Annotated in this window: 20 protein-coding genes; 18 read left to right on the top strand and 2 right to left on the bottom strand. The window is 35.7% G+C overall.

What is annotated here, in order from left to right; all coding sequences use genetic code 11:
- Positions 1-127: 127 nt before the first annotated feature.
- The 7 genes from AC4PRO_RS04365 to AC4PRO_RS04335 all read left to right on the top strand — a co-directional run bounded on the left by AC4PRO_RS04365 (position 128) and on the right by AC4PRO_RS04335 (position 7,181).
- The gene (locus AC4PRO_RS04365) at positions 128-634 is read left to right on the top strand and encodes a GNAT family N-acetyltransferase (protein WP_074724653.1); all 507 of its coding nucleotides are present in this window, start codon (positions 128-130) and stop codon (positions 632-634) included.
- A gap of 435 nt (positions 635-1,069) precedes the next feature.
- On the top strand, positions 1,070-2,914 hold the full coding sequence (locus AC4PRO_RS04360) for a PLP-dependent aminotransferase family protein (RefSeq protein WP_492116459.1): 1,845 nt from the start codon (positions 1,070-1,072) through the stop codon (positions 2,912-2,914).
- Between the two features lie 114 nt (positions 2,915-3,028).
- Positions 3,029-3,439: a hypothetical protein gene (locus tag AC4PRO_RS04355; RefSeq protein WP_074724651.1), complete on the top strand. Its 411-nt coding sequence runs from the start codon at positions 3,029-3,031 to the stop codon at positions 3,437-3,439.
- 48 nt (positions 3,440-3,487) lie between these two features.
- A complete protein-coding gene (locus tag AC4PRO_RS04350) occupies positions 3,488-3,886 on the top strand; it encodes an NUDIX hydrolase (protein WP_492116458.1) in 399 nt (132 codons plus the stop codon).
- A gap of 139 nt (positions 3,887-4,025) precedes the next feature.
- Entirely contained in the window at positions 4,026-5,597 is a 1,572-nt protein-coding gene (locus AC4PRO_RS04345; RefSeq protein WP_492116457.1) for a GMC oxidoreductase, read from the top strand.
- A gap of 18 nt (positions 5,598-5,615) precedes the next feature.
- Positions 5,616-6,617 carry an alpha/beta fold hydrolase gene (locus AC4PRO_RS04340; protein ID WP_492116456.1) on the top strand — a complete coding sequence of 334 codons (1,002 nt, stop codon included), beginning with the start codon at positions 5,616-5,618 and terminating at the stop codon, positions 6,615-6,617.
- 33 nt (positions 6,618-6,650) lie between these two features.
- Positions 6,651-7,181, top strand: a complete 531-nt coding sequence (locus tag AC4PRO_RS04335; RefSeq protein ID WP_492116455.1) for a CIA30 family protein — start codon at positions 6,651-6,653, stop codon at positions 7,179-7,181.
- A gap of 111 nt (positions 7,182-7,292) precedes the next feature.
- On the opposite strand, the gene AC4PRO_RS04330 is transcribed toward AC4PRO_RS04335, so the two are convergent.
- Entirely contained in the window at positions 7,293-7,619 is a 327-nt protein-coding gene (locus AC4PRO_RS04330) for a winged helix-turn-helix transcriptional regulator (protein ID WP_492116454.1), read from the bottom strand.
- Between the two features lie 139 nt (positions 7,620-7,758).
- On the opposite strand from AC4PRO_RS04330, the gene AC4PRO_RS04325 reads away from it, so the two are divergent.
- From AC4PRO_RS04325 to AC4PRO_RS04310, 4 genes are all read left to right on the top strand, one after another.
- On the top strand, positions 7,759-8,757 hold the full coding sequence (locus tag AC4PRO_RS04325) for a YhdH/YhfP family quinone oxidoreductase (RefSeq protein ID WP_492116453.1): 999 nt from the start codon (positions 7,759-7,761) through the stop codon (positions 8,755-8,757).
- A 155-nt stretch (positions 8,758-8,912) separates the two neighbouring features.
- On the top strand, positions 8,913-9,953 hold the full coding sequence (locus AC4PRO_RS04320; RefSeq protein WP_492116452.1) for a serine hydrolase domain-containing protein: 1,041 nt from the start codon (positions 8,913-8,915) through the stop codon (positions 9,951-9,953).
- 103 nt (positions 9,954-10,056) lie between these two features.
- Complete coding sequence (locus tag AC4PRO_RS04315; RefSeq protein ID WP_492116451.1) at positions 10,057-11,049, top strand: phosphotransferase; 993 nt, start codon at positions 10,057-10,059, stop codon at positions 11,047-11,049.
- 249 nt (positions 11,050-11,298) lie between these two features.
- Positions 11,299-11,697 carry a DoxX family protein gene (locus tag AC4PRO_RS04310; protein WP_492116450.1) on the top strand — a complete coding sequence of 133 codons (399 nt, stop codon included), beginning with the start codon at positions 11,299-11,301 and terminating at the stop codon, positions 11,695-11,697.
- Positions 11,698-11,832: 135 nt separating this feature from the next.
- Here the strand turns inward: AC4PRO_RS04310 and glmM are convergent, their stop codons facing one another.
- Positions 11,833-13,221, bottom strand: coding sequence for a phosphoglucosamine mutase (gene glmM / locus AC4PRO_RS04305; protein WP_492116449.1), 1,389 nt, complete (start codon positions 13,219-13,221; stop codon positions 11,833-11,835).
- 98 nt (positions 13,222-13,319) lie between these two features.
- Here glmM and AC4PRO_RS04300 point away from each other — a divergent pair, with 98 nt between their 5' ends.
- The 7 genes from AC4PRO_RS04300 (at position 13,320) to uvrA (ending at position 24,066) form a co-directional block, all read left to right on the top strand.
- A complete protein-coding gene (locus AC4PRO_RS04300) occupies positions 13,320-13,904 on the top strand; it encodes an acyl carrier protein phosphodiesterase (RefSeq protein WP_492116448.1) in 585 nt (194 codons plus the stop codon).
- A 131-nt stretch (positions 13,905-14,035) separates the two neighbouring features.
- Positions 14,036-15,721: a gamma-glutamyltransferase gene (gene ggt / locus AC4PRO_RS04295; RefSeq protein WP_492116447.1), complete on the top strand. Its 1,686-nt coding sequence runs from the start codon at positions 14,036-14,038 to the stop codon at positions 15,719-15,721.
- Between the two features lie 39 nt (positions 15,722-15,760).
- Positions 15,761-17,446, top strand: a complete 1,686-nt coding sequence (gene ggt, locus AC4PRO_RS04290) for a gamma-glutamyltransferase (RefSeq protein WP_492116446.1) — start codon at positions 15,761-15,763, stop codon at positions 17,444-17,446.
- Entirely contained in the window at positions 17,424-18,125 is a 702-nt protein-coding gene (locus AC4PRO_RS04285; protein ID WP_492116445.1) for a DNA alkylation repair protein, read from the top strand. Before ggt (AC4PRO_RS04290) ends, AC4PRO_RS04285 begins: the two co-directional genes overlap by 23 nt.
- 35 nt (positions 18,126-18,160) lie before the next feature.
- Positions 18,161-19,945, top strand: a complete 1,785-nt coding sequence (locus AC4PRO_RS04280; protein WP_492116444.1) for a chloride channel protein — start codon at positions 18,161-18,163, stop codon at positions 19,943-19,945.
- Between the two features lie 68 nt (positions 19,946-20,013).
- Positions 20,014-20,967 (top strand): Fic family protein, encoded by a 954-nt coding sequence (locus AC4PRO_RS04275; RefSeq protein WP_492116443.1) that lies wholly within the window; start codon positions 20,014-20,016, stop codon positions 20,965-20,967.
- A 267-nt stretch (positions 20,968-21,234) separates the two neighbouring features.
- Positions 21,235-24,066, top strand: coding sequence for an excinuclease ABC subunit UvrA (gene uvrA / locus AC4PRO_RS04270; RefSeq protein WP_492116442.1), 2,832 nt, complete (start codon positions 21,235-21,237; stop codon positions 24,064-24,066).
- Positions 24,067-24,356: the final 290 nt, after the last annotated feature.

The raw sequence follows: 24,356 nt of genomic DNA, 5'->3' as shown, positions 1-24,356 counted from the left end.
CTTAATCGATATTATTTCATGACAACCACAAGAAATAGTACGACACAATAGAAATAAACCAACTAAGACCTACACTCACTTTAGTGCTTATTGTAAAGATCACCCATGTATAAATTGACAACCCAAAATGATGGAAACCGAACGACTTATTTTAACACCCCTAACCTGCGACCAACTCATAAAATATAGCAAGGCAGACAACTCTTTGGAAAATGAATTAAATCTAAATGAGACATCGAGGACAATTTCCGCTGAACTTAAAGAAGCTTTAGAAAAAACAATTTTACCGAACGTAGCAGATACAACCAAAGACTATTTATACTCAACACTTTGGACAGTAATTTCAAAGCAGGCAAACAAAATGGTTGGTGACATTTGTTTCTTTGGAGAACCTAATTCAGAGGGGGAAATTGAAATTGGATATGGTACTTATACCGAATTTCAAAAAAAAGGATTTATGACAGAAGCCGTTGGAGGAATAATAAATTGGGCAAAATCTCAACCCAAAATATTTTCAATACTTGCTTCTACTGAAAAAGAAAATATTGGTTCATTTACAATCTTATTGAAAAATAATTTTCTTAAAATTGGAGAAACGGAAACATTATTCAACTGGAAACTACAAATAAAATAATTCACAACTGTAACAGGCACAGCTCACTAAAGAGCATTTTTACATGGAAATCGTAAGCACTATTTCTATAGATACTTAATAATCTTATTTTTTTAAGTAATGATTAGTAATTATAAATTTAACAATCCGAATGTTTTGTGCTTTGTGCTTTTTACAATTTTAGAATGTTTATATGTATGTATCGGCACGGAGTACAAAGATTTGTTTATTGAAAGAGTATAATTATTTTTAATAAAGTAAACTAGTAGAAATTCATGCATGTTATATGTGGTGTTATCGTCTAATTTGTATTTTCGTTTTCCTTAAAATACTTTGCTTTAAAATCAACAAATTTGGTAAAGCTTGCGAATGCCAGCAAGAATCGAACAAAAATGCTGGCGACCCTCTTAAATAAATCTATTTACGTAAATTGCAGACTTATCTAAAGGTAAAATCATGAAAGACACTAAAATGCTACATTATATAAAAGAGGTAATAGAAAATATGCCAACTGGCTGGTTGAGCATAACAACACATCGACTAGATATTTATGATGAAAGATTGGCTAAAACGCAGTTCTTAGAACAGTTTGAGACCTTATTTAATGACAATAATTCTGAATCATCTGCTCTAAACGAATTACCCACTGCTTATGACTATATTCGATTAGGTCATCCGTTATCTTGTATACTAGAATGGGGAATTGCTAAGATAAATAATCTAAAACCAGAAAATGTAATTAGTTTTTCATCAAAGACGATTCCTATTTTGGCAGTTCTAAGAAAAAATTTACTAGATAATAAAAATAGCCACATAGTTTATACTGGCGAATTACCTGATTGTTTTAATGCTGAAGTAGTAAAAAACATTTATGGTTATCATTTTGATTTGAAGAAAGTTGAAAATATAGAAGCTATTCCAGCATTTGATGGTAGTACCGTCTTCATTTTACAAGAAGAGAAATTTGGCACAATTAATATCCCTAATGGAGTTGACTTTGTTATTAGTCTTCATGAGCACTTAGGAAGTGTTTTAGTTGTAAATGGAGAGCAAAACGAAAGTTATATTTCAGATATTCAACATGTAAGAAGAAGAGAAACTATTGCAATGACACCTGCTGATTCTCTTACAGCTTTGAGATCTCTAGTAGCGCAATCTCCCATTGATGTAACACAAAGCAATTTACAAGCAGATAAAAAAGAAGTTTTAGATGCTATTAAAACAATTACTAATACGAGTACAAATCCACTAGTTGCTTCTAGCGGACTCTCTATTCAGTATTCGATTTTAATGGGGCTAATTCATGATGCCGTTGAAAAACACAAGGGAAAAGCAATCAAAATTATCGTTCCTCCAAATTGTTATGGCGGTACAAATGATCAAGCAAGACGAGTTGCTGCTTGCATTGACAATGTTGAAATAGTTGATTTATTAGTTGATGGCGATAACGACATGGTTCAAAGCATTGATACCGTTTTAGCACAAATGGCTAATGAAGATGCTGTTCCTTATATCATTGCTGAGATTCCAACCAACCCAAGAGTTGAAGTTCCAAATCTGATAGATTTAAAAAATGTTTTAAGTAAACAACGTAAAACTACAACGGGTGCAATGGCGATAGATCCTGTTTTTATTTTAGATCAAACCTTTTGCCCTAATGTGCATTTTTTGGGCAAAGAGGACATACTTGCAACGGTTAGAACGATTTCATTTGCTAGTGGCTCGAAATTCCCAAGTGGTGGTCAATGTACTGCGGGCTACTGTGTAGGAAATAAAAAAACGGAAGCTTTGATGGAAAAAATAGCCATGCATCTACAACTTTGCGATAATGAGGCTACAGCTCTCCAATATGAAATATTAGCCAAACAATTGCCTTCAATGAATCAAAGAATTATTAATGCTTATAAAAACACACGTGATTTTGTAAATTTCATCCACGATACTTTACCAGAAGCAAAAATCAATTTTGTTTCTGAAGAACTGGCAAAACAAGGATTTACCCCATCTGTGTTTTCATTAGACCTACCTACTAAAGGGAATACTGCTGAAGAAAAAGAAGCACATAAGAGAGACTTAAATCTTAAATTAATCAATTTAATGATTACAGAAATTCCTAATGAAAGCAAGTTTTGTGTGAGCTATGGTCAGTTAAAAGGATGTTACTGGACAATCCCTGCAACCTCTACTCAAGGAACGACTAAAGAAGGAGACAAAGATTACATAGTGCGTGCATCGCTTTCTGCTACTATGGATCTTGAACTTCATAAAAAAGTCTTTTTAAAATTTATTGAAACTATCTAACGTTATCGATAATTCGACCTATAGTGTTATTGTATCTCGAATTTTGCGAAATGCGCTAAACCCTCAAAAGTATGTAGCAAGCCAACAAAATCTAAGTAATAAATTAATAGAAATATGTCAATAAAAAGTACAGCAATTACTAAAGGATTTATTATTTCTGGATTAATGAACGCATCAGTTTTAATTTTTTCAAGATTATTTACTAATGCCACAATTCCTGAATTTGATCCCACAGTAATGTCAAATTTTGGGTTATTAATGATTCTAATATGGGGACTAGCCTATATATCTGTTGCAAAAAAGTATCATGAAGTTAGATGGCTTGTTGGAATATTCGCCATTGAAAAATTAATTTACGGGCTTGTTTGGATAAATTGGATGCTAAATAATGATATTGCTGCGGTTTATGAAAAAGACCTAATGGCCGGAGTATTTTACTCGATTTATGGAATCAATGACTGGGTATTTTTCATCTTCTTTATATTAGTCTTCATACGTCTATCTAAATCGAAAAAAAATGGTTAAGTACTATAGATATCAGCGTAATGCGCTTGACCAAACACTATCTAAACTATGACCACAATCGACAAAATAGCTTTTATTGAAATCCAAAAAGGAAAAATATTGAGTACAAAATCTATAGGAAAAACTAAATATTACATTCCTGGAGGAAAACGTGAAAGCGGGGAAAGTGATGAACAAACGCTAATACGAGAAGTAGCAGAAGAATTAAGCGTTACTATAATCCCAAATACAGCTGAATATATTGGAACATTTTCAGCACAGTCTGACGGAGCACAAGAAGGAATAAATGTAATCATGACTTGCTACAAAGCAAAATATTCTGGAACTTTAAAAGCAAACAGTGAAATTGAGGAAATAAAATGGTTGACTTACAAAGACCTTGATATTATTTCTGAAGTTGATAAAAAAATATTCTCCTTTCTTATTAAAAAAGGAGAACTGAAATAAAAAATGAATTATAAAAACTGTTTGCAGATTCTTTGGTAAATATGAACATTAATTTTCATAACTTCGGTTTTTTCTAGGCGAAAAAAATAGCTTTGATCAGCGACAACATGTTACGGTAAATAATAATTGAATATCAAGAATGGAGTACGATTATATCATAATAGGAAGTGGTTTTGGTGGTTCAGTTAGCGCCTTAAGATTATCGAAAAAGGGCTATACCGTTTTGGTAATTGAAAAAGGAAAATGGTTCAAGGCTGAAGATTTCCCTAAAACTAACTGGAATTTTAGAAAATGGCTTTGGATGCCAAGTCTCCGTTTCTTTGGGATCATGAAATTAACCGTTTTTAAGCATGTTGCAGTTCTTTCTGGAACTGGTGTAGGTGGTGGCTCTTTGGTATATGCCAATACATTGCCCATTCCTAAATCCACATTTTTTAAAACTGGTAGCTGGAGTAAACTTAACGACTGGGAAAAGGAACTAGCTCCTTATTATCAGGAGGCACTAAGAATGCTTGGTGCAGCTAAGAACCCCAAATTGTTTGACGGAGATATTGGGCTCAAAAAAGTAGCTCAAAAATTAGGCATGGAAGATAAATTTGATGCTACCACTGTTGCTGTCTATTTTGGAGAAGAGAATGTTACAAAAGAGGACCCCTATTTTGAAGGCATGGGGCCAGAAAGAACCGGTTGCAACTTTTGCGGTGCCTGCATGACAGGGTGTAGAAATAATTCTAAAAACACACTGGATAAAAACTATTTATACTTGGCACAAAAATATGGAGCAGTAATCATGGCCGAACAGGAGGTTTATGATGTTAAACCTATAAACACAGAAAATGGTTCTAATGGTTATGAAGTTTCGATAAAAACAAGTACAAAATTATTTTCGAAAAAAAGTAAAATTAAAAGCAAAGGAGTCATTTTTTCTGGGGGTGTATTAGGAACGATTAAATTACTACTACAATTAAAGACTAAATCATTACCTAATATCTCTGATCGATTAGGGCAAGACATAAGAACTAATAATGAAACTTTAGTAAGTGTTTCTAGTCTTGAAAAAGATAAAAACTTTTCGAAAGGTGTTGCTATCGGAAGTATTTTAGATACTGATGAGAATAGTCACCTAGAAATATGTAGATATTCTGAAGGTTCTAATGCCTGGAAACTAATTCATTTCCCGTATGTTACGGGAACTAATGTTTTCATTCGTTTAGCAAAAGTTCTAGTATCATTAGTAAAATCTCCTGTCAAATATTTCAAAATTTATTTTGTGAATAGTTGGGCAAAAAAAACAGTTGTACTGCTTTTTATGCAAACCCTAGATAGTACGCTTAGATTTAAGATCAATATTCTTGGGTTTATGAACTCAACAATAAGTACAGGTAAAAAACCTACCCCTTTTATTCCAGAGTCAGTTAAACTGATTAAAGAATACAGCGAAGCTGTTAATGGTGTGAGTACCTCATTTACCCTAGAAACAATTGCAGGAATACCTTCAACAGCTCATATTTTGGGTGGTGCTGTGATGGGAGAAAATCCTTCAGAAGGGGTGATTGATAAAAATAACAAAGTTTTTGGATACGACAATCTTTATATTATCGATGGTTCCATGATATCAGCAAATCCAGGAGTGAATCCATCCTTATCAATAACTGCCATTGCGGAGCGAGCTATGGATCAAATTCCTACCAAAACAACTTTCGATACTTAAAATAAATAATATCCGTCAATGAAGTATTTAACTAAAAGTTTTAAAATAATTTTAAGCTTTGCCGCACTAATCATCATAGGTATTATAGTTTTTTTTGGACATCGAGATATTCCATTGAATGAATTAAAAGCAAAGTACACCAATACAGCTTCTTCCTTTATTGCTGTGGACAGAATGGATGTTCATTTTCGTGATGAAGGAGATCAAACCGACACTATTCCCATCGTACTTATTCATGGCACAGCATCCAGTTTACATACTTTTGACACCTGGACTGATAGCTTGAAAAAATCAAATCGAGTAATCAGAATGGATCTTCCTGCCTATGGCTTAACGGGTCCGTTTCCAGATCGCAATTATTCGATGGCGCATTACACACAATTCTTAAAAAACTTTTTGACAGCTTTAAAAATCAAGCAATGTGTGCTAGCTGGGAATTCCTTAGGTGGAGAAATAGCATGGAACTTTACGCTAGAGGAACCAGAAATGGTGAAAAAATTGATCTTAATAGATGCCGCAGGATATCCTCTAAGTTCGAAGAGTGTACCAATTGCTTTTAAAATAGGTAGAACTCCGTTGCTAAATAAGGTCCTTACTTATATAACTCCTCGTTTTATTGTGAAAGCTAGTGTTGAAAATGTATATTTCGATAAGTCGAAAGTAACTGAATCATTAGTTGATCGTTACTTTGAACTCACACTTAGAGAAGGCAATCGTCAAGCCTTTGTAGATAGATTCAAGATGGCAAAGGATACGAGTGCTTATAAAAATATAAAACACATTCAACAACCTACACTTATACTATGGGGAGCAAAAGATTTATTAATCCCAGCAGAAAACGCCAATAAATTTCATAAAGATTTACCAATTAATACTCTAGTTATTCTGGATAATAATGGTCATACTCCAATGGAAGAAAGCCCAATGGAAAGCCTAAAACCAGTACTTGACTTTTTAAAAAATAGCAAACAAGTTGGAATGAATATTAATGCGGAAAAGACTTTAAAACTTACTATATAGAAACCTTAAGCTGTAATTAAAAGCCGAGTTACTATGAAACACTCAATTTATATGATACTATTATTTTCTCTACTGACTCCAAAAGTAATTTTTGATTTTAACAAAAATTCAGATATTCAAAACTGGATGATTGTTGATGATGTGGTAATGGGCGGCGAATCAGCTGGGACTTTTAAATTAAATGCTGAAGGTTTTGGTGTTTTCGAAGGAAATATATCACTGGACAATAATGGAGGATTCTCTTCTGTGCGTTATCGATTCCCAAAAATAATAGTAAAGGAGTTCACTACCATAGTTATTAAACTTAGAGGTGATGGTAAAAAATATCAATTCAGAATGAAAGCTGCTTATGGAGATTACTACTCCTACATAGCACCCTTTTCTACCTCAGGAGAATGGCAAGAAATAGAAATTCCTATACAAGATATGTACCCTTCGTTCAGAGGAAGAAGACTTGAGCAACCTAATTTCAACAAAGAACATATTGAAGAAATTGCTTTTTTGATTGGGAATAAAAAAGCGGAAAAATTTAAACTCTTGATAGACAAAATAGAGTTAAAATAACACTACCCGGCGCAACAATGAAAAGCTCCGTCGCTGCTGCGAGCATACCGTCCGCAGCCGTAAATATTGTATTGGTTGTATCTTCGAATAAAATAAAAAAAACCTGAATAATCAGCTTTCGAAACTATCAATAACATTTTCAAAAAGCAATCCTCCCTTGTACATTCCTTTTAAAAAAGGGTGTATTAATTTTCCTAATTCGGTTAAGCTGTACTCTACCCTAGGTGGAACTTCAGGGAATACTTCCCGGTTGATCAAACTATCTTTCTCTAACTCTTTAAGTTGTTTAGTAATCATACGCTCGCTGATATCAGGTATTAGCTTTACTAATTCACTATATCTCTTATTGCCTTGAAAAGGATGTAAAATAATGGTACCTTTTCGTTTTCCTTTAATGGCATTTATAAAAGTATCAATCGGACAGTAACTTTTTTTCATCTTTTTTTATTTAAATCCGCACTGAATATACAAAACAGCACAAAATGTTCGTATGTGAATTATTTGTAAGTTGTTGTATATCAATATATTTTAATCGAAATTTGTCACAAAAGTAATCATATCATATAAAACATATACAATGAATAATCAATCAACATTTAAGGCTTTTCGAGTAGAAGAAAAAGACGGCAATTATATTTCTACAATTAAGGAAATGCCATTTAATGCTTTAGCTCAAGGCCAAGTACTTATCAAAGTACATTACAGCTCATTGAACTACAAAGATGCGTTATCTGCAAGTGGAAATAAAGGGGTCACTAGAAATTATCCACATACACCCGGTATTGATGCTGTTGGAACAATCGTTTCGTCTGAATCAAATAAATTTAAAGTGCAAGACAAAGTTATTGTGACAAGCTATGATTTAGGAATGAATACCGATGGAGGTTTTGGGCAATACATCCAAGTCCCAGAAGACTGGGCGGTTAAGTTACCTGAAAACCTAAGCATGAAAGAGGCCATGATTATTGGAACAGCGGGATTAACAGCAGGAATTTCTGTATTACGACTGACTGAAACTGTAAAACCTGAAGATGGACCAATCGTTGTTTCTGGTGCTACTGGTGGCGTGGGATCTTTGAGTATCGCTATTTTAAAAAAAATAGGTTATAAAACAGCGGCAATCACAGGTAAAGAAACGGAGCGTGACTTTTTAATAAAAATTGGAGCAGATGAAGTTATTATGCGACAAGATTTTGAAGAACCAGAGAAAAGACCATTGTTAAAACCAGCTTTTGCCGGAGCTATTGATACCGTGGGTGGAGTTATTCTTGAAAATATTATAAAATCCATTAGTCCTATGGGCGTGGTAACTTGCTGTGGTAATGTAGCCTCTCCAAAACTTGATTTAACCGTGTTTCCGTTCATTTTAAGAGGAATATCCTTAATAGGCATAGACTCTCAAAATTATCCAATGAATTATAGAGAGAAAGTATGGGACAAATTATCCAACGATTGGAAAACAGCTACATTAACTGAAACTTGTACTGAAATAACTCTAAATGAATTAGATAAAAAAATTGATTTAATGCTTAAAGGAAAATTAAAAGGAAGAACCGTGGTTAAGATGGATATTTAAAAATAGGTCAAACAACAGCTAGTAAAAAAGATTGCTTAATTGTATAAAAAAGAATATTTTTAAGATCTCAATTTAAATAGTAGAAAGTTGCGCTTTTAAAAACGCGGCTTTCCTGCCCAAAACTGTGAGTCTTCATTCAAAACCAGATACAATTAATGAAATTTAGTATTCTAATTTTAGCATTTGCTTTTTTAACCTCTTGTCAAACATTTGGACAGCAAAAAAACAAAAATTACGCAGACTTAACTACAAATATCAATTCCATTATTGCTAATAATAGCTTTAATGGAGTTGTTTTTTTAACGGAAGATTCGACAACACTATACTCTAAAGCCATTGGTTATTCTGATTTAAAAAATAAAACGCCACTTACGATTAACGATCAATTTGTTATTGGTTCGATAAGCAAACAAATAACAGCCGTATTAGTACTAAGAGAATATGAAAAAGGCAAAATTAGACTTGAAAATAAAATAAATGACTATCTGATCGATAGTAAACAACCTTGGTCAAAAGAAGTCACTATTCATCAACTGCTTACTCACACTCACGGAATTGTAGCTTTAGATGCGCCTTTAGAATTTAAGCAAGGTTCTCAATTTCATTATTCGCAATTAGGCTATGAATTACTTGCGCAGATTCTTGAAAAAGTAATGGGTAAAACATTCGAAAAGCTAGCAACAGAGCTCTTTAACGAATATGAATTAAAAAACACCTTCCACCCTAAAAACAAAAGGTATAAACATCTGGTAAAAGGATATGAGGAAAATGAAAATGGGGTTTTAGAATTCACGCCAAACAGTTTATCTAATTATGCCGCAGCAGGCGCATTCATCTCTAACGTTGCCGATTTAAATAAATGGAACCACCTACTCTACTCTGGAAAACTTGTCAAAAAAGAGACATTGGAACTAATGAAAACAAAATATGCTACGCGTATCCATCCTGTTTTTGGGACAATCGACTATGGATATGGATTACTATTTAAAGATGGCGAACAAAATTTACAAATTGGTGCTTTCGGTTATGCTCCAGGTTTTGTTTCTGCTTGTTATTTTTATCCTCAAACAAACAGGAACTTAATCATTTTGGAAAATACAGGCAATAATTTAGATGATTTCAAAAAGACATTTAAAGTGCATACTGAAATAATGGAATTAATAAAAAAACAAACGCCCAGCGCTGGCAATAAGTAATGATGTATCGTCATTTACTTTAAAAATATTGACCGATATTCGATTACCCATTTTTCGCAAAGCAAAATAAAAATAGTAAGCCATTCCAAAAATAAAAGAATAGATGACAAAAGAATTTCCAGTTACAAATTCAACCCTTTCTGCAACTAAACTTGGGGAATTATTACAAGAGAAATATAATTTAAGTGAGAATACGGAATGCAAACTTTTCAGAGCCGGAATGAACCACGTTTACATCGTTACTGATAATAATACCAAATATGTTCTTCGCATCTATACTTTTGATTGGAGAACAAAAAAAGAAGTTGCCGAAGAAGTACGACTGCTTATCCATTTGAACAAAAACAAAACTCCTGTTTCCTTCGCCATTGCTGATAATTTAAACGAATACATTCAAGAATTAAACGCTCCCGAAGGATTACGGTATGCTGTATTATTTTCGTTTGCAGAAGGCACAAAATCCGCAAAATTCACAGCTGAAACCAGTTTTTGTATTGGGCAAGCTTTGGCCAAAGTTCATAAAGAGACAGAAAGTTTTGCATTAAACAGAATCACATACAACAATGAAGTTTTGCTTATTGATTCCGTTAAACGAACACGGGAATTCTTTAAGAAAGAAACTGAAGAGACGCTATTTTTAGAAAAGCTGGCTCGTTTTCTACGAAAGGAATTTAGTACTGTAGCTAACGAACAAATACGTTTTGGAGCCGTTCATCTCGACGTATGGTTTGATAATATGCACTTTAATGAAGACAATAAAGTAACCCTTTTTGATTTTGATTTCTGTGGTAATGGCTGGTTGTGTTTAGATATTTCCTATTTTCTATTTCAGCTATTCTCTACAAATCTAAACGAGAATGATTACAAAGTGAAAGCAGCAAGTTTTCTTGAAGGTTACGAAACGATAACTGTAATTACTAAAGAGGAAAAACGAATTCTACCGCTCGCCTGTTTAGCAATTATGACCTATTATATCAGTATGCAATGTGACAGATATGATTATTGGACCAATGTTTTCTTGAATGAAGACCACTTAAAAAGGTTTGTAGGCAATTTAAAACGATGGATTATTTTTAATAAAATTGAATTAGAGTAGGACGAACTACTGGCTAAGAACCATGCTAAAAATATTAAAATTTCAAGTACTCATTCCGTTTTCCAAATAACAATAAACCACTTTTTAAATCAACTTTGAAAGGGCTTTAGTTCTAGTACGAAAGAGCAGCATTGTAATTTAATAAGTAAATGATTATATCTGCATTAAAAAATAGAATATATTTGAGATACAAAATTGTAGTGTTTGGTATAGCGTAATTATACTGAATGTTAACTTAAAACAAAAAATATGAATAAAAACACTGATTTAGGATTGTTAATCCTTCGTATTGCAGTTGGCGCCTTGATGTTGCTTCACGGAATTGCTAAATTAGGAGATGTCTCTTTTATTGAAGGCATGCTATCTGCAAAGGGACTTCCTTCTATTCTTGCCTATGGCGTTTATATCACTGAAATTGTTGCTCCGCTACTAATCCTTGCTGGATACAGAACCCGAATAGCGGCTGGTGTATATGTTTTTGGTACTTTATTTGCTTTTTTCTTAGTACACACAGCAGACCTGTTTACTTTAAACGAAAATGGTGGATGGCAATTAGAATTATTGGGCTTATACCTATTTGGTGCACTAACACTTTTCTTTACTGGCGGTGGAAAAATGGCCGTTTCTTCTTCCAATACATGGGATTAACTTTTGACAATACGAAATTAAAAAAAGTACGAAGCCTAATTTTTAATTTGGATTTTTAAGTACAAGAACCTAAAAGCAAAACCCCCTTTCAAAATCAAGTTTGAAAGGGGGTTTTATATTTTAGAAAACGCTGTTTTAGATTCCAGCTACTGCTTTTATTTCATCAATAATTCGCAAAGCTAGCGTATCAGCCTGCGCTTGTGAAGGTGCTTCAGTATAGATTCTAATAATAGGCTCTGTATTTGATTTTCTCAAGTGTACCCATTCATTAGCAAAGTCAATTTTTACTCCGTCAATGGTGGTGATATCTTCGTTCTTATATTTCTCAGTCATGGCAACCAGAATCGCATCCACATCAATTTGTGGAGTCAATTCGATTTTGTTTTTGCTCATGTAATACTCGGGATACGAAGCACGTAAAGCCGAAACGGTCATTTTCTTGTTGGCCAAATGCGTCAAGAATAAGGCAACACCTACCAAACTATCACGACCATAATGCGACTCCGGATAAATGATTCCGCCGTTTCCTTCTCCACCTATGATGGCTTTATTCTTTTTCATTAAATCTACTACATTTACCTCACCTACAGCACTGGCTTCGTAGTTTCCATTATGTCTGTTCGTCACATCGCGCAAGGCACGAGAAGAAGACATATTAGAAACCGTATTCCCTGGGGTTTTACTCAACACATAGTCGGCACAAGCTACCAATGTATATTCTTCACCAAACATTTCGCCATCTTCACAAATGAAAGCCAAACGGTCTACGTCTGGATCCACGACAACTCCTAAATCTGCTTTTTCCTTAACTACTAGTTCTGAGATATCAGTTAGGTGTTCTTTTAAAGGCTCCGGGTTGTGTGGAAAATGTCCGTTAGGTTCACAGTATAACTTCACTACTTCAACTCCCATTAATTCCAATAATTTTGGGATAATGATTCCTCCAGATGAATTCACACCGTCTACTACAACTTTGAATTTAGCCGCTTTGACAGCTTCAACATCAACTAAAGGCAAATTCAATACCTCGTCAATATGAATATCCATGTAAGCGTCATTCTCTGTAATTTGGCCTAAGCTGTCCACATCCGAGAAATCAAAAGCTTCGGCTTCAGCGATCGCAAGGATTTTTTCTCCTTCAATCCCATTAAGGAATTCTCCTTTTTCATTCAATAACTTTAAGGCATTCCATTGCTTCGGATTGTGTGAAGCAGTAAGGATAATTCCTCCATCTGCTTTCTCCAATGGAACAGCAACTTCAACCGTTGGAGTCGTTGACAACCCCAAATCAATCACGTCAATACCTAAACCAATCAAGGTATTCACAACTAAATTATGAATCATAGGCCCTGAAATCCGGGCATCACGACCTACAACAACCGTAAGTTTGTCTTTACCAGAATAGTTTTTTAACCAGGTTCCATAAGCGGAGGCAAATTTCACTGCATCAAGTGGCGTTAAGTTATCCCCTACTTTCCCTCCTATTGTCCCACGTATTCCTGATATTGATTTTATTAAAGTCATTCTTATATTTTTAAATTTTGAGTACTTTCTTTTAAATTTCCCACAAATATAATAATTGACAATTTAAATAAGTCATTTAGAATTCATAATTTAGGCGAATGAACTTCTTAGCACACATCTATCTTTCGGGCGACAACGATTTAATCAAAATTGGTAATTTTATGGCTGATGGGATACGGGGGAAGCATTTTGAAAATTATCCTTTGGAAGTACAGAAAGGAATTATTCTTCATCGTGCAATTGACACCTTTACGGATGCCCATCCTGTTTTTAGACAAAGCACTAAAAAATTGCATTCCAGATACCATCACTATTCTGGTGTTATAGTTGATGTTTTTTACGATCATTTTCTGGCAAAAAATTGGGTTAAATACTCAGACGAAGATTTGGAAACATATGTTACTGCTTTCTATCGGTCTTTGAATGACAACATCCCCATTTTAAGCGAAAGAACCATTTCAATTATGCCTTATATGATTAAACAAAACTGGTTACTCAGTTATCAAACCATTGCAGGAATTGACAAAATACTAACCCAAATGGATAGCCGAACCAAGAATGAATCAAAAATGCGCTTTGCTTCAGAGGAACTAACGCAGTTCTATACTGAATTTGAGCAGGAGTTTACAGGTTTTTTTGAGCAATTGAGGGCACATGCGAGACAAAAATTAATAGAAGAATAAAATTTAAAATATACAAAGCTATTGAAACATATAAGTTCTTTAAGTTTTTTACTAAAAAAGAATGCTGAGCGTAAACACTTTACTTATATGACTTATATGTTAAAAAAGAAAAACCAAACTACCATACCATAATGAAAAAAATAATACTACTCCTTTCCCTAGCATTTCTTAGTTGTAAATCAAATGAAAAAATCATGGTTCCAACAGGTTTAGTTACCGATAAAGCCATGGTCGTTTCGGCACGGGAAGAGGCTTCCGCAATCGGTGTTGCTATTATGAAAAAAGGAGGAAACGCTTTTGATGCTATGGTCGCAACTGAACTCGCATTGGCGGTATCTTATCCGCAGGCGGGGAATCTTGGTGGTGGTGGCTTTATGGTTTTCAGAAAAGCCAATGGCGAAACTGGAGCCCTCGATTACAGAGAAAAAGCACCGCTTGCCGCAACCAAAGACATGTATCTTGATGGAGCAGGAAATGTAATTGAAGGTAAAAGTACCGCTTCGGCAATAGCCTCTGGAATTCCAGGCACACTCGCCGGATTATTTGCGGTGCATAAAAAATACGGTTCTTTACCCATAGCCGAAATCATGGAACCTGTAATTGCGTTAGCTAAAAAGGGCGTTGTCGTTACGGAATTTCAAGAACAAAGTTTAGCTACTTACAGGGAAACGTTTATAAAAACGAATGGCCCAAACAGCTTATTTTCTCAAGTTTATAAAGCGGGCGATACCATTAAGTATCCAGCCTTGGCAGCCACTTTAAAACGAATTGCAAAAAACGGACGTGATGAGTTTTACAAAGGGGAAACGGCGAAAAAGTTAGTGGCTTTCCTAAAAGCGAAAGACGGCAATATGACAGCGGAAGATTTAAATCAATATAAAGCTAAATGGAGAGCACCTATCACTTTTACCTATAAAGATTTAAAGATAACCTCTATGTCTCCGCCCAGTAGTGGTGGTATTTGTTTAGACCAAATCATGAAAATGATCGAACCTTTTAATCTTGCCGAAATGGGGCACAACAGTGTGAAAGCAATCCAAGTCATCACCGAAGCGGAACGAAGAGCCTACGCGGACAGAAATGCTTTCCTAGGCGACCCAGATTTTGTAAAGCTTCCTATAAAAGAACTATTGGATTCCACTTACATCCAAAACAGAATGAGTGATTTCTCATTCGACCAAGCTTCAAAATCATCTGATATTAGCAAAGGAAAAATTCTAGGGTACGAAAGCAAGCAAACCACGCATTACTCTATTGTAGATGCCGAAGGAAATGCAGTTTCTGCAACGACCACCTTAAATGATAATTACGGTTCTAAAATATACTGTGATGAATTAGGTTTCTTTTTAAACAACCAAATGGATGATTTTAGCGCTAAAGCCGGAGTTCCTAATCTATACGGACTTACAGGAACCGAAGCCAACAGTATCGCTCCAGGCAAAAGAATGCTTAGCTCTATGACACCAACCATTGTAGAGAAGAACGGAAAATTGTTCATGGTTGTGGGAACTCCCGGAGGTTCTACGATTATCACTTCTGTTTTGCAAACCATTTTAAATGTGTACGAATTTGATATGAGCATGCAAGAAGCAGTCAACGCACCTCGTTTTCACCATCAATGGCTTCCTGACGAAATCACCTTTGAACCAAACTCTTTCGATAGAGAATTACTGGAAAAAATAAAAGCAAAAGGATACAAAGTCAACGAAACCAATAAAGAAATTGTAGGTCAAGTCGATGCTATTTTAGTCTTAGAAAATGGAAAACTGGAAGGTGGCGCCGATAAAAGAGAAGACAACAAAGCATTAGGTTTCTAATTCATTCTATTCCAAACAAATAATACAAATACAGCAGAAATGAAAAAAATTATTATTCTATTATGCATTATTACTTTTGGTTGTAAAACGCAAAACAGTGTTGTACAACCTACAGGACTTTTGGCGAATGAGGCAATGGTCGTTTCGGCACGGGAAGAAGCTTCTAAAATTGGTGTCGAAATCATGAAAAAAGGCGGAAACGCTTTTGATGCTATGGTCGCAACCGAATTGGCATTGGCAGTAGCCTACCCTTACGCCGGGAATCTTGGCGGTGGCGGATTTATGGTCTACAGAAAGGCAAATGGTGAAAAAGGAACTTTAGATTATAGAGAAAAAGCCCCATTAGCGGCCACAAAAGATATGTTTTTGGATCCCAATGGAAATGTAATTCCTGGAAAAAGCACTCAATCTGCTCTGGCAATTGGAATACCGGGAACAATCGCTGGTGTTTTTGCTGTACATGCGAAATTAGGTTCCTTACCTATCGAAGAGATTTTAAAACCCGTTATTGAGTTGGCGGAACGTGGTGTTGTTGTTACACAGAAACAGGAAGAACGCCTGAATGACTATCGTCAAGAACTTACAAAAATAAATGGTTCCAATTCAGTGCTTTCAAAAGTATATAAAGAAAAAGACACCATTAAATATCCCGCGCTGGCAGCAACACTAAGAAGAATTTCAAAAAATGGACGCGACGAGTTTTACAAAGGTGAAACCGCAAAAACTTTAGTGGATTATCTTCAGGCAAAAGGAGCTATAATCACCATGGAAGATTTGGCTCAATACGAAGCCAAATGGAGAACACCACTTAGCTTTAAATACAAAGATTTAAACATCATTTCCATGGCACCACCAAGTAGCGGCGGAATATGTCTCGCACAAATATTTAAAATGATCGCCCCTTTTGATTTGGCTACAATGGGACATAACTCCGCACAAGCGATACAAGTAATTGTTGAAGCAGAACGAAGAGCTTATGCGGACCGAAGTTACTTTTTAGGAGATCCTGACTTTGTAAAAATCCCTTTAAATGCTTTGATGGACGACAATTATCTGAAGCAAAGAATGGCCAATTTCAGTTTTGACAAAGCCACCTTGTCATCAGACATAAAGCAAGGGAACGCCACTTATAACGAGAGTATGGAAACAACGCACTACTCGATTGTAGATCAATTTGGAAATGCGATTGCCGCTACAACCACGCTAAACGCCGGTTATGGTTCAAAATTTTACTGTGATGAATTGGGTTTCTTTTTGAATAATGAAATGGATGATTTCAGTGCCAAAGCGGGAGTACCTAACATGTTTGGACTCGTAGGAAATGAAGCGAACAGTATTGCTCCGCAAAAAAGGATGCTGAGTTCCATGACGCCTACTATTGTCGAAAAAAACGGAAAACTATTGATGACCGTGGGCTCCCCTGGAGGGTCCACTATTATCACTTCTGTATTGCAAACGATCTTAAATGTGTACGAATACAACTTGAGTATGCAAGAAGCGGTTAATGCGCCCCGCTTTCACCATCAATGGTTGCCAGATCTGATTACATTTGAACCGAATACTTTTAGTACGCAAACCTTTGATGCGTTAAAAGCAAAAGGCTATCTCATTAACGAAAAAACAACTCCCGTTATTGGTAAAGTAGACGCTATCTTGGTTTTACCAAACAATAAACTAGAAGGCGGAGCCGATTTTAGAGGAGATGATACCGCAGTTGGATTTTAGAAGTATGGGATTTATTGCTGATTTAGAAACTGCCTTTCAAGAAAATAGCCAGAGCGAAAATGCTTTGGCTATGGCCAAATATATGAAGAATCATTTTGCTTTTTTTGGAATAAAAACAACCGAACGAAGACAACTTTTTAAAGAAGTCTGGAAAGCGAACAAAGAGGAAGTGGCCAAAAATGCAAGAGAAATTGCGATAGCCTTATATGCAAAAGACCAGCGGGAATTTCATTATTGCGCCATTGAAATTTTGATCAAAGAACTAAAAGGAAAGTATAAGCAGAAATATATTGATATCATAGAAAAACTGCTAACACATAATTCCTGGTGGGACAGCGTAGATACTATTTCAAAAAATATTCTTGGCGAATACCTATTGGAATTTCCTGAATCCATTACCGAAAGTATCAGTAAGTTTTCCAATTCAGAGAATATGTGGTTAAATCGAAGTGCTATTTTATTTCAATTGGGGTATAAAGACAAAACGGATTTTGACTTATTAAAGACAGTTTGTGACCAGCATAAATTCTCCAACGAGTTTTTTATCCAAAAAGCAATTGGTTGGGCTCTAAGAGAATATGCGAAAACAAATCCAGAGGCAGTAAAAAGATTTGTTGCTGATACCAACCTAAAACCATTGAGCAGAAAAGAAGCGCTAAAAAACTTATGGGATCATTAAAATAATAGTAAATTAGCACTTTTAAAAAAAAATAAATGCTCAAAAAATATCTTACTAAACTAGAAAATATTATTGCCTGGGCGCAATCTATGCTAACAGAAAAGCAATTTATTTTTTTATCCAGTGTTTTAGTAGGTATTTCTTCAGCATTTGCAGTAATCGTTCTGAAATCATTTGCACACCAAGTTTTCTCCTTTGCTACTTATATAAATGGAATTTTAAAACTGAGTTTCATAAATAGTATCTTACCTATTGCAGGTTTAGTGCTGACTGTATTTGTCGTTAAAAGAGTCCTTGGTGGCTCTATAGAAAAAGGGACTTCCCAAATTTTATACTCCGTGGCAAAGAAAGCTAGTATCGTTCCACAAAAACAAATGTATGCCCAAATCATCACAAGTTCCCTTACTGTTGGACTTGGTGGATCTGCAGGTTTAGAGAGCCCCATTGTGGTCTCTGGTGCCGCTTTTGGGTCAAATTATGCACAGCGCTACAAACTGAGTTATAAAGACAGAACTTTACTTATTGGTTGTGGAGTGGCCGCAGGAATCGCCGCTGCCTTTAACGCGCCTATTGCCGGGGTCTTATTTGCGATCGAATTTTTATTAGTCGATGTGAGTATAGCCGCATTTACTCCCATTATGATTGCAGCTGCAACGGGCGCTTTAGTGTCTGAAATTGTATTGGACGAATCTATTTTATTAAACTTTAAGCAACAACAGATCTTCGATTACCATAAAATCCCTTTTTATATCATTCTAGGTGTTTTAACTGGTTTAATGTCTGTGTATTATACCCGATATTTTCAAAGAACAGAACATTATTTTGCTAAACTAAAACTCAATCCGTATAAAAAAGCAATGGTAGGAGCTTCTATTCTGTCCATTTTAATTTTTATTTTTCCAACGCTATTTGGTGAAGGCTATGAGAGTATCAAAGTTTTATCAGAGGATAATCCCGGTATAATGTTAGAAAACACTCTTTTTAGCAGTTTTAGAACTAACAGCTGGGTCTTACTGATATTTGTAGGTATGACGATGATGGTAAAAGTTTTTGCTACTGGAATTACATTAGGATCTGGAGGAAACGGAGGTAATTTTGCCCCTTCCTTATTTGTAGGTTCCTATCTTGGATTTGTCTTTTCAAAAGCGATAAACCTAACTGGCTTGACCCAGTTACCTGTCAGTAATTTTACTATGGTAGGAATGGCCGGTATTTTGAGTGGATTATTTCATGCCCCATTAACAGCCATTTTCTTGATTGCTGAAATAACCGGTGGATACAGTTTGATGCTTCCGTTGATGATTGTTGCTTCAATCAGTTTTGCTATTTCAAAACGATTTGAACGACATTCTATGGATGTAAAAGAATTGGCTAAAAAAGGACACGCTTTCACGAGTAATAAAGACACGAATGTACTTGCTACATTAGATACCACTTCTATTATACAAACCGATTATTTAACGGTTACACCCGATGAAAATCTAGAGAAATTAGTTGATTTAATTTCGCACTCCAATCAGGTTATTTTTGCCGTAGTAGATAAAGACAAGCGTTTATTAGGTGTGGTTCATTTCAATAATATCCGTGAAATTATTTTTAATACGTACCGAGTAAAATACACCTTGGTCAAAAACATCATGGCCGTTCCTACTGAAATAATCTATCCGTTCAATACCATGGAGACGGTGATGAATAAATTTGAGCGATCAAAAGTCGCCTTTTTACCAGTGGTGAAAGATGATAAATACTTCGGATTTATATCCAAATCAGTGGCACTTGAAGCCTATCGTACCAAATTGAAATCGATGACGATAGAATAATACATAAATCTTAATATCGGATAGGGTGTTTTTTAATATTATCCGATAAATGTAGTATCTTTGTGGTTATGTGGAAGATAGATACAAACTATAGAGAAGAATTTCAATCAACCTTTGATCGATTGTATGAAAAAAAGCAAGTCCTGCAAACCAGCAGACCATTGCCCGCCATCGCATTGAATAAAATCAAGGAAAGTCTATCTATAGAATGGACCTATAATTCTAATAGTATTGAAGGAAACACAATGAGTTTAAGAGAAACCCAAATGGTGCTTCAAGAAGGAATAACCATCAAGGGAAAATCATTACGAGAACATTTTGAAACCCATAATCACGATAAAGCAATTGATTATTTATTCTCCATTGTAAATACTGATTATGTGTTGCGCAGTATTGACATTTTGTCTTTGCATGGATTAGTTTTACGTTCCATTGAAGATGATTTTGCAGGTCGTTTGCGCAATGGCGGCGTGCGTATATCAGGTGCAAATTTTGTTCCTCCAAATGCCAATAAAGTTTCGGATTTACTCGATGAATTGATTGATTTTATCAATACAAATCCGTTAGGACTTAATGACATTGAACTAGCGGCTGTCTTTCATCATAAACTCGTTTGGATTCATCCTTTTTTTGATGGAAATGGTAGAACGGTTCGCTTGGCTATGAATTTGTTATTGATGCGTTGTGGTTTTCCGCCCGCCATCATCTTAAAAAACGACCGCAAGAAATACTATGAAGCGCTTAATCAAGCCAATGGAGGTAATTATCAAAAACTAACCTTATTGATGTGTCAAGCTGTTGAGCGCACGCTTAACATATACTTAAATGCGCTTCCAGGAAATGATTCAGAATACATTGCCATTTCTAATTTGGTTCAGGAACCTGATATGCCCTATGGTCAAGAATACATCAGTCTACTGGCTAGGCAAGGTAAAATTGATGCTTATAAAGAAGGACGCAATTGGCTTACCACAAGAGAAGCCGTAGAAAATTACATGGCCACTAGAAAACGAAAACGCTAATTACATAATTAGCGTTTTTTTATGCGCAGTACCCATTCATTATTACAAGAACAAAGCGGACTAAATAGCCCCGATTGAAGTAAAAATCCTTATAAGGCAAGTGTTTTGCCTTATAAGATTGAAACGGAAAGCGGGAGAACTCTTTATTAAAAACAGTCGAAACAATGCTCTAAACTCCATTTTAAGGTATTGATTTTAACATAAACTTCTAAAGTGTTGTATCGAAAGAATAAATCAAAATGGTAACTTTGCTTTTTTGCAAAAATTATGTTAGACAAAGACAATACTATTGAGGTTCAAGGCGCTCGCGTTCACAATCTAAAAAATATAGATGTTTCCATTCCTCGTGAAAAACTGGTAGTAATTACCGGTCTTTCAGGATCCGGAAAATCATCCCTCGCATTTGATACTATTTATGCCGAAGGCCAACGGCGCTACGTAGAGACTTTCTCTGCTTACGCCAGACAGTTCCTTGGAGGCTTAGAGCGTCCTGATGTCGATAAAATAGACGGACTTTCGCCTGTTATCGCCATTGAACAAAAGACCACCAGCAAAAGTCCGCGGTCTACTGTGGGAACTATCACTGAAATATATGATTTCCTGCGTCTGCTTTATGCACGTGCGGCAGATGCCTATAGTTACAATACGGGAGAGAAAATGGTCAGCTACTCTGATGAACAAATCAAAGACCTGATTATCGAAGATTTCACTGGAAAACGAATCAATATCCTTGCTCCAGTTATTCGAGCCAGAAAAGGACATTATGGCGAATTGTTCCAGCAAATCGCTAAACAAGGCTTTTTAAAAGTGCGTGTGAACGGTGATGTACTCGACATAACTCCGGGAATGAAATTAGACCGATATAAAACCCACGATATCGAGATTGTTGTGGATCGAATGGTCATAGAAAAAACACCTGATAACGAAAAACGATTAAGCGAAAGCATCAATACCGCCATGCATCATGGAGAAAATGTGTTGATGGTTTTAGATCAGGATTCTCAAGAAGTACGCTACTTTAGTAGAAACCTGATGTGCCCGACTACTGGTATATCGTATCAAAATCCAGAACCCAATTTGTTTTCTTTCAACTCTCCAAAAGGAGCCTGTGATCATTGCAAAGGACTGGGAACGGTAAACGAAATCAACACGAAAAAGATTATTCCGAATCCTAAATTGTCAATCAAAGCAGGTGGTTTTGCTCCTTTGGGCGAATACAAATCCTCTTGGATATTTAAGCAATTGGAAATCATTGGAGAAAAATACGGTTTCAAAATTACCGACGCTATCGAAAAAATTCCGGAGGAAGCGATGGAAATGATTCTGAATGGCGGAAAAGAAAAATTCACGATCAACTCTAAAGATTTAGGCGTTGCCCGGGATTACAAAATAGACTTTGAGGGAATCTCCCATTTTATAAAAAACCAACACGACGAAAGCGGTTCTACGACTATCAAACGATGGGCTAAGGAATTCATGGATGAAATTCCATGTCCAGTTTGTGAAGGTTCTCGTTTAAAAAAAGAAGCTCAATTCTTTAAAATCGACGAACAGAATATTACGGAATTATGTGCGATGGATATTTCTGATCTGACCGCATGGTTTCATGATTTAGACAGCCGTTTATCTGATAAACAGCAACGTATCGCCACTGAGGTAATCAAAGAAATTAAGGATCGACTGAACTTTTTAATGAACGTAGGTTTGGAATATTTGGCTTTAAGCCGAAGTTCAAAATCACTTTCTGGTGGAGAGGCACAACGCATCCGACTAGCAACTCAAATAGGTTCTCAATTGGTTGGCGTACTCTATATTTTAGATGAGCCAAGTATTGGTTTACACCAAAGAGACAATGATAAATTGATCCATTCATTGGAACAATTGCGTGATATTGGGAACTCGGTTATTGTAGTCGAGCATGACAAAGACATGATTGAACGGGCCGATTATGTGATTGACATTGGACCAAAAGCAGGGAAATTTGGAGGCGAAATCATTAGCATTGGAACTCCGGCGGAAACCTTGAAATCAAATACCATTACCGCACAATATTTAAACGGCGAGATGAAAATCGAAGTTCCGAAAAAACGACGTGAAGGCAATGGAAAATTCATGAAACTAACTGGAGCCACAGGAAACAACTTAAAAAATGTTTCCATTGAACTGCCATTAGGGAAAATGATTTGTGTGACGGGAGTTTCCGGAAGCGGTAAATCGACCTTGATTAATGAAACCCTCTACCCTATTTTGAATGCCTATTATTTTAATGGGGTCAAGAAACCACAACCGTACAAAAAGATTGAAGGTTTAGAACTTATCGATAAAGTAATAAATATTGACCAAAGCCCGATAGGGAGAACGCCACGTTCTAATCCTGCCACTTATACTGAAGTATTTACGGAGATTAGGAAATTATTCACCATGACTTCAGAGAGTATGATACGCGGCTATAAAGCGGGACGTTTCAGCTTTAACGTAAAAGGCGGACGCTGCGAAACCTGTCAAGGTTCTGGTGTGCGAACCATAGAAATGAACTTTTTGCCAGACGTTTATGTAGAATGCGAAACCTGTCAAGGAAAACGTTTTAACAGAGAAACCCTGGAAATCCGTTTTAAAGGAAAATCTATTTCTGATGTATTGAATATGACGGTAGATGAAGCGGTTCCGTTTTTTGAAATGATCCCGAAGATACATAGAAAAGTAAAAACCATACAAGATGTAGGTTTGGGATATATTACACTTGGTCAGCAAAGTACCACGCTTTCTGGCGGAGAAGCACAACGTATTAAGCTTGCAGGAGAATTATCAAAAAAAGATACAGGAAACACCTTTTATATATTAGACGAACCCACGACGGGGCTTCATTTTGAAGATATCAGGGTATTGATGGGCGTGATTAACAAATTAGTAGACAAAGGAAATACGATCCTGATTATCGAACACAATATGGACGTGATCAAACTGGCGGATTATATTATTGATATTGGTCCCGAAGGAGGAAAAGGCGGTGGAAAAGTCGTTGCCAAAGGAACTCCCGAAGAAATCGCCGATAATAAAAAAAGCTATACCGCGAAGTTTTTGAAAAAGGAATTGGAGTAGGTGTTTTTAATTACCGCAAATTCGCAAATTATTATCTTTTAATTAGACTTTGAAATAAAACGAAAAAACTACTGTGTGATGCAGTAGTTTTTTTTTGTATTGGTTTTTTAGCACGAACTCTGAAGACTTTCTAAGCCATCTGGACTTCAATAGCGTTTAATATAGAATTCGCAGAGGAGGCGTTTTTGCCTTTTGAAATCATCCAAACAATTATACAATATCTAGATACCAACGGACTTATGATCGGTTCCTTTTAACCGCGCTTTCATTGTTGGCTTTACAAGCCCAGC

This window comes from Flavobacterium sp. DW-iso2, from assembly GCF_058725285.1.
The sequence above is the reverse complement of the archived record's forward strand: the minus strand, read 5'-3'. Positions and strand labels throughout refer to the sequence as shown.

What these genes read in the sequence shown, in the direction of transcription:
- AC4PRO_RS04365 (WP_074724653.1), top strand. Translation starts at nt 128, where the DNA reads ATGATGGAAACCGAACGACTTATTTTAACACCCCTAACCTGCGACCAA.
- AC4PRO_RS04360 (WP_492116459.1), top strand. Translation starts at nt 1,070, where the DNA reads ATGAAAGACACTAAAATGCTACATTATATAAAAGAGGTAATAGAAAAT.
- AC4PRO_RS04355 (WP_074724651.1), top strand. Translation starts at nt 3,029, where the DNA reads ATGTCAATAAAAAGTACAGCAATTACTAAAGGATTTATTATTTCTGGA.
- AC4PRO_RS04350 (WP_492116458.1), top strand. Translation starts at nt 3,488, where the DNA reads ATGACCACAATCGACAAAATAGCTTTTATTGAAATCCAAAAAGGAAAA.
- AC4PRO_RS04345 (WP_492116457.1), top strand. Translation starts at nt 4,026, where the DNA reads ATGGAGTACGATTATATCATAATAGGAAGTGGTTTTGGTGGTTCAGTT.
- AC4PRO_RS04340 (WP_492116456.1), top strand. Translation starts at nt 5,616, where the DNA reads ATGAAGTATTTAACTAAAAGTTTTAAAATAATTTTAAGCTTTGCCGCA.
- AC4PRO_RS04335 (WP_492116455.1), top strand. Translation starts at nt 6,651, where the DNA reads ATGAAACACTCAATTTATATGATACTATTATTTTCTCTACTGACTCCA.
- AC4PRO_RS04330 (WP_492116454.1), bottom strand. Translation starts at nt 7,619, where the DNA reads ATGAAAAAAAGTTACTGTCCGATTGATACTTTTATAAATGCCATTAAA.
- AC4PRO_RS04325 (WP_492116453.1), top strand. Translation starts at nt 7,759, where the DNA reads ATGAATAATCAATCAACATTTAAGGCTTTTCGAGTAGAAGAAAAAGAC.
- AC4PRO_RS04320 (WP_492116452.1), top strand. Translation starts at nt 8,913, where the DNA reads ATGAAATTTAGTATTCTAATTTTAGCATTTGCTTTTTTAACCTCTTGT.
- AC4PRO_RS04315 (WP_492116451.1), top strand. Translation starts at nt 10,057, where the DNA reads ATGACAAAAGAATTTCCAGTTACAAATTCAACCCTTTCTGCAACTAAA.
- AC4PRO_RS04310 (WP_492116450.1), top strand. Translation starts at nt 11,299, where the DNA reads ATGAATAAAAACACTGATTTAGGATTGTTAATCCTTCGTATTGCAGTT.
- glmM (WP_492116449.1), bottom strand. Translation starts at nt 13,221, where the DNA reads ATGACTTTAATAAAATCAATATCAGGAATACGTGGGACAATAGGAGGG.
- AC4PRO_RS04300 (WP_492116448.1), top strand. Translation starts at nt 13,320, where the DNA reads ATGAACTTCTTAGCACACATCTATCTTTCGGGCGACAACGATTTAATC.
- ggt (WP_492116447.1), top strand. Translation starts at nt 14,036, where the DNA reads ATGAAAAAAATAATACTACTCCTTTCCCTAGCATTTCTTAGTTGTAAA.
- ggt (WP_492116446.1), top strand. Translation starts at nt 15,761, where the DNA reads ATGAAAAAAATTATTATTCTATTATGCATTATTACTTTTGGTTGTAAA.
- AC4PRO_RS04285 (WP_492116445.1), top strand. Translation starts at nt 17,424, where the DNA reads ATGATACCGCAGTTGGATTTTAGAAGTATGGGATTTATTGCTGATTTA.
- AC4PRO_RS04280 (WP_492116444.1), top strand. Translation starts at nt 18,161, where the DNA reads ATGCTCAAAAAATATCTTACTAAACTAGAAAATATTATTGCCTGGGCG.
- AC4PRO_RS04275 (WP_492116443.1), top strand. Translation starts at nt 20,014, where the DNA reads ATGTGGAAGATAGATACAAACTATAGAGAAGAATTTCAATCAACCTTT.
- uvrA (WP_492116442.1), top strand. Translation starts at nt 21,235, where the DNA reads ATGTTAGACAAAGACAATACTATTGAGGTTCAAGGCGCTCGCGTTCAC.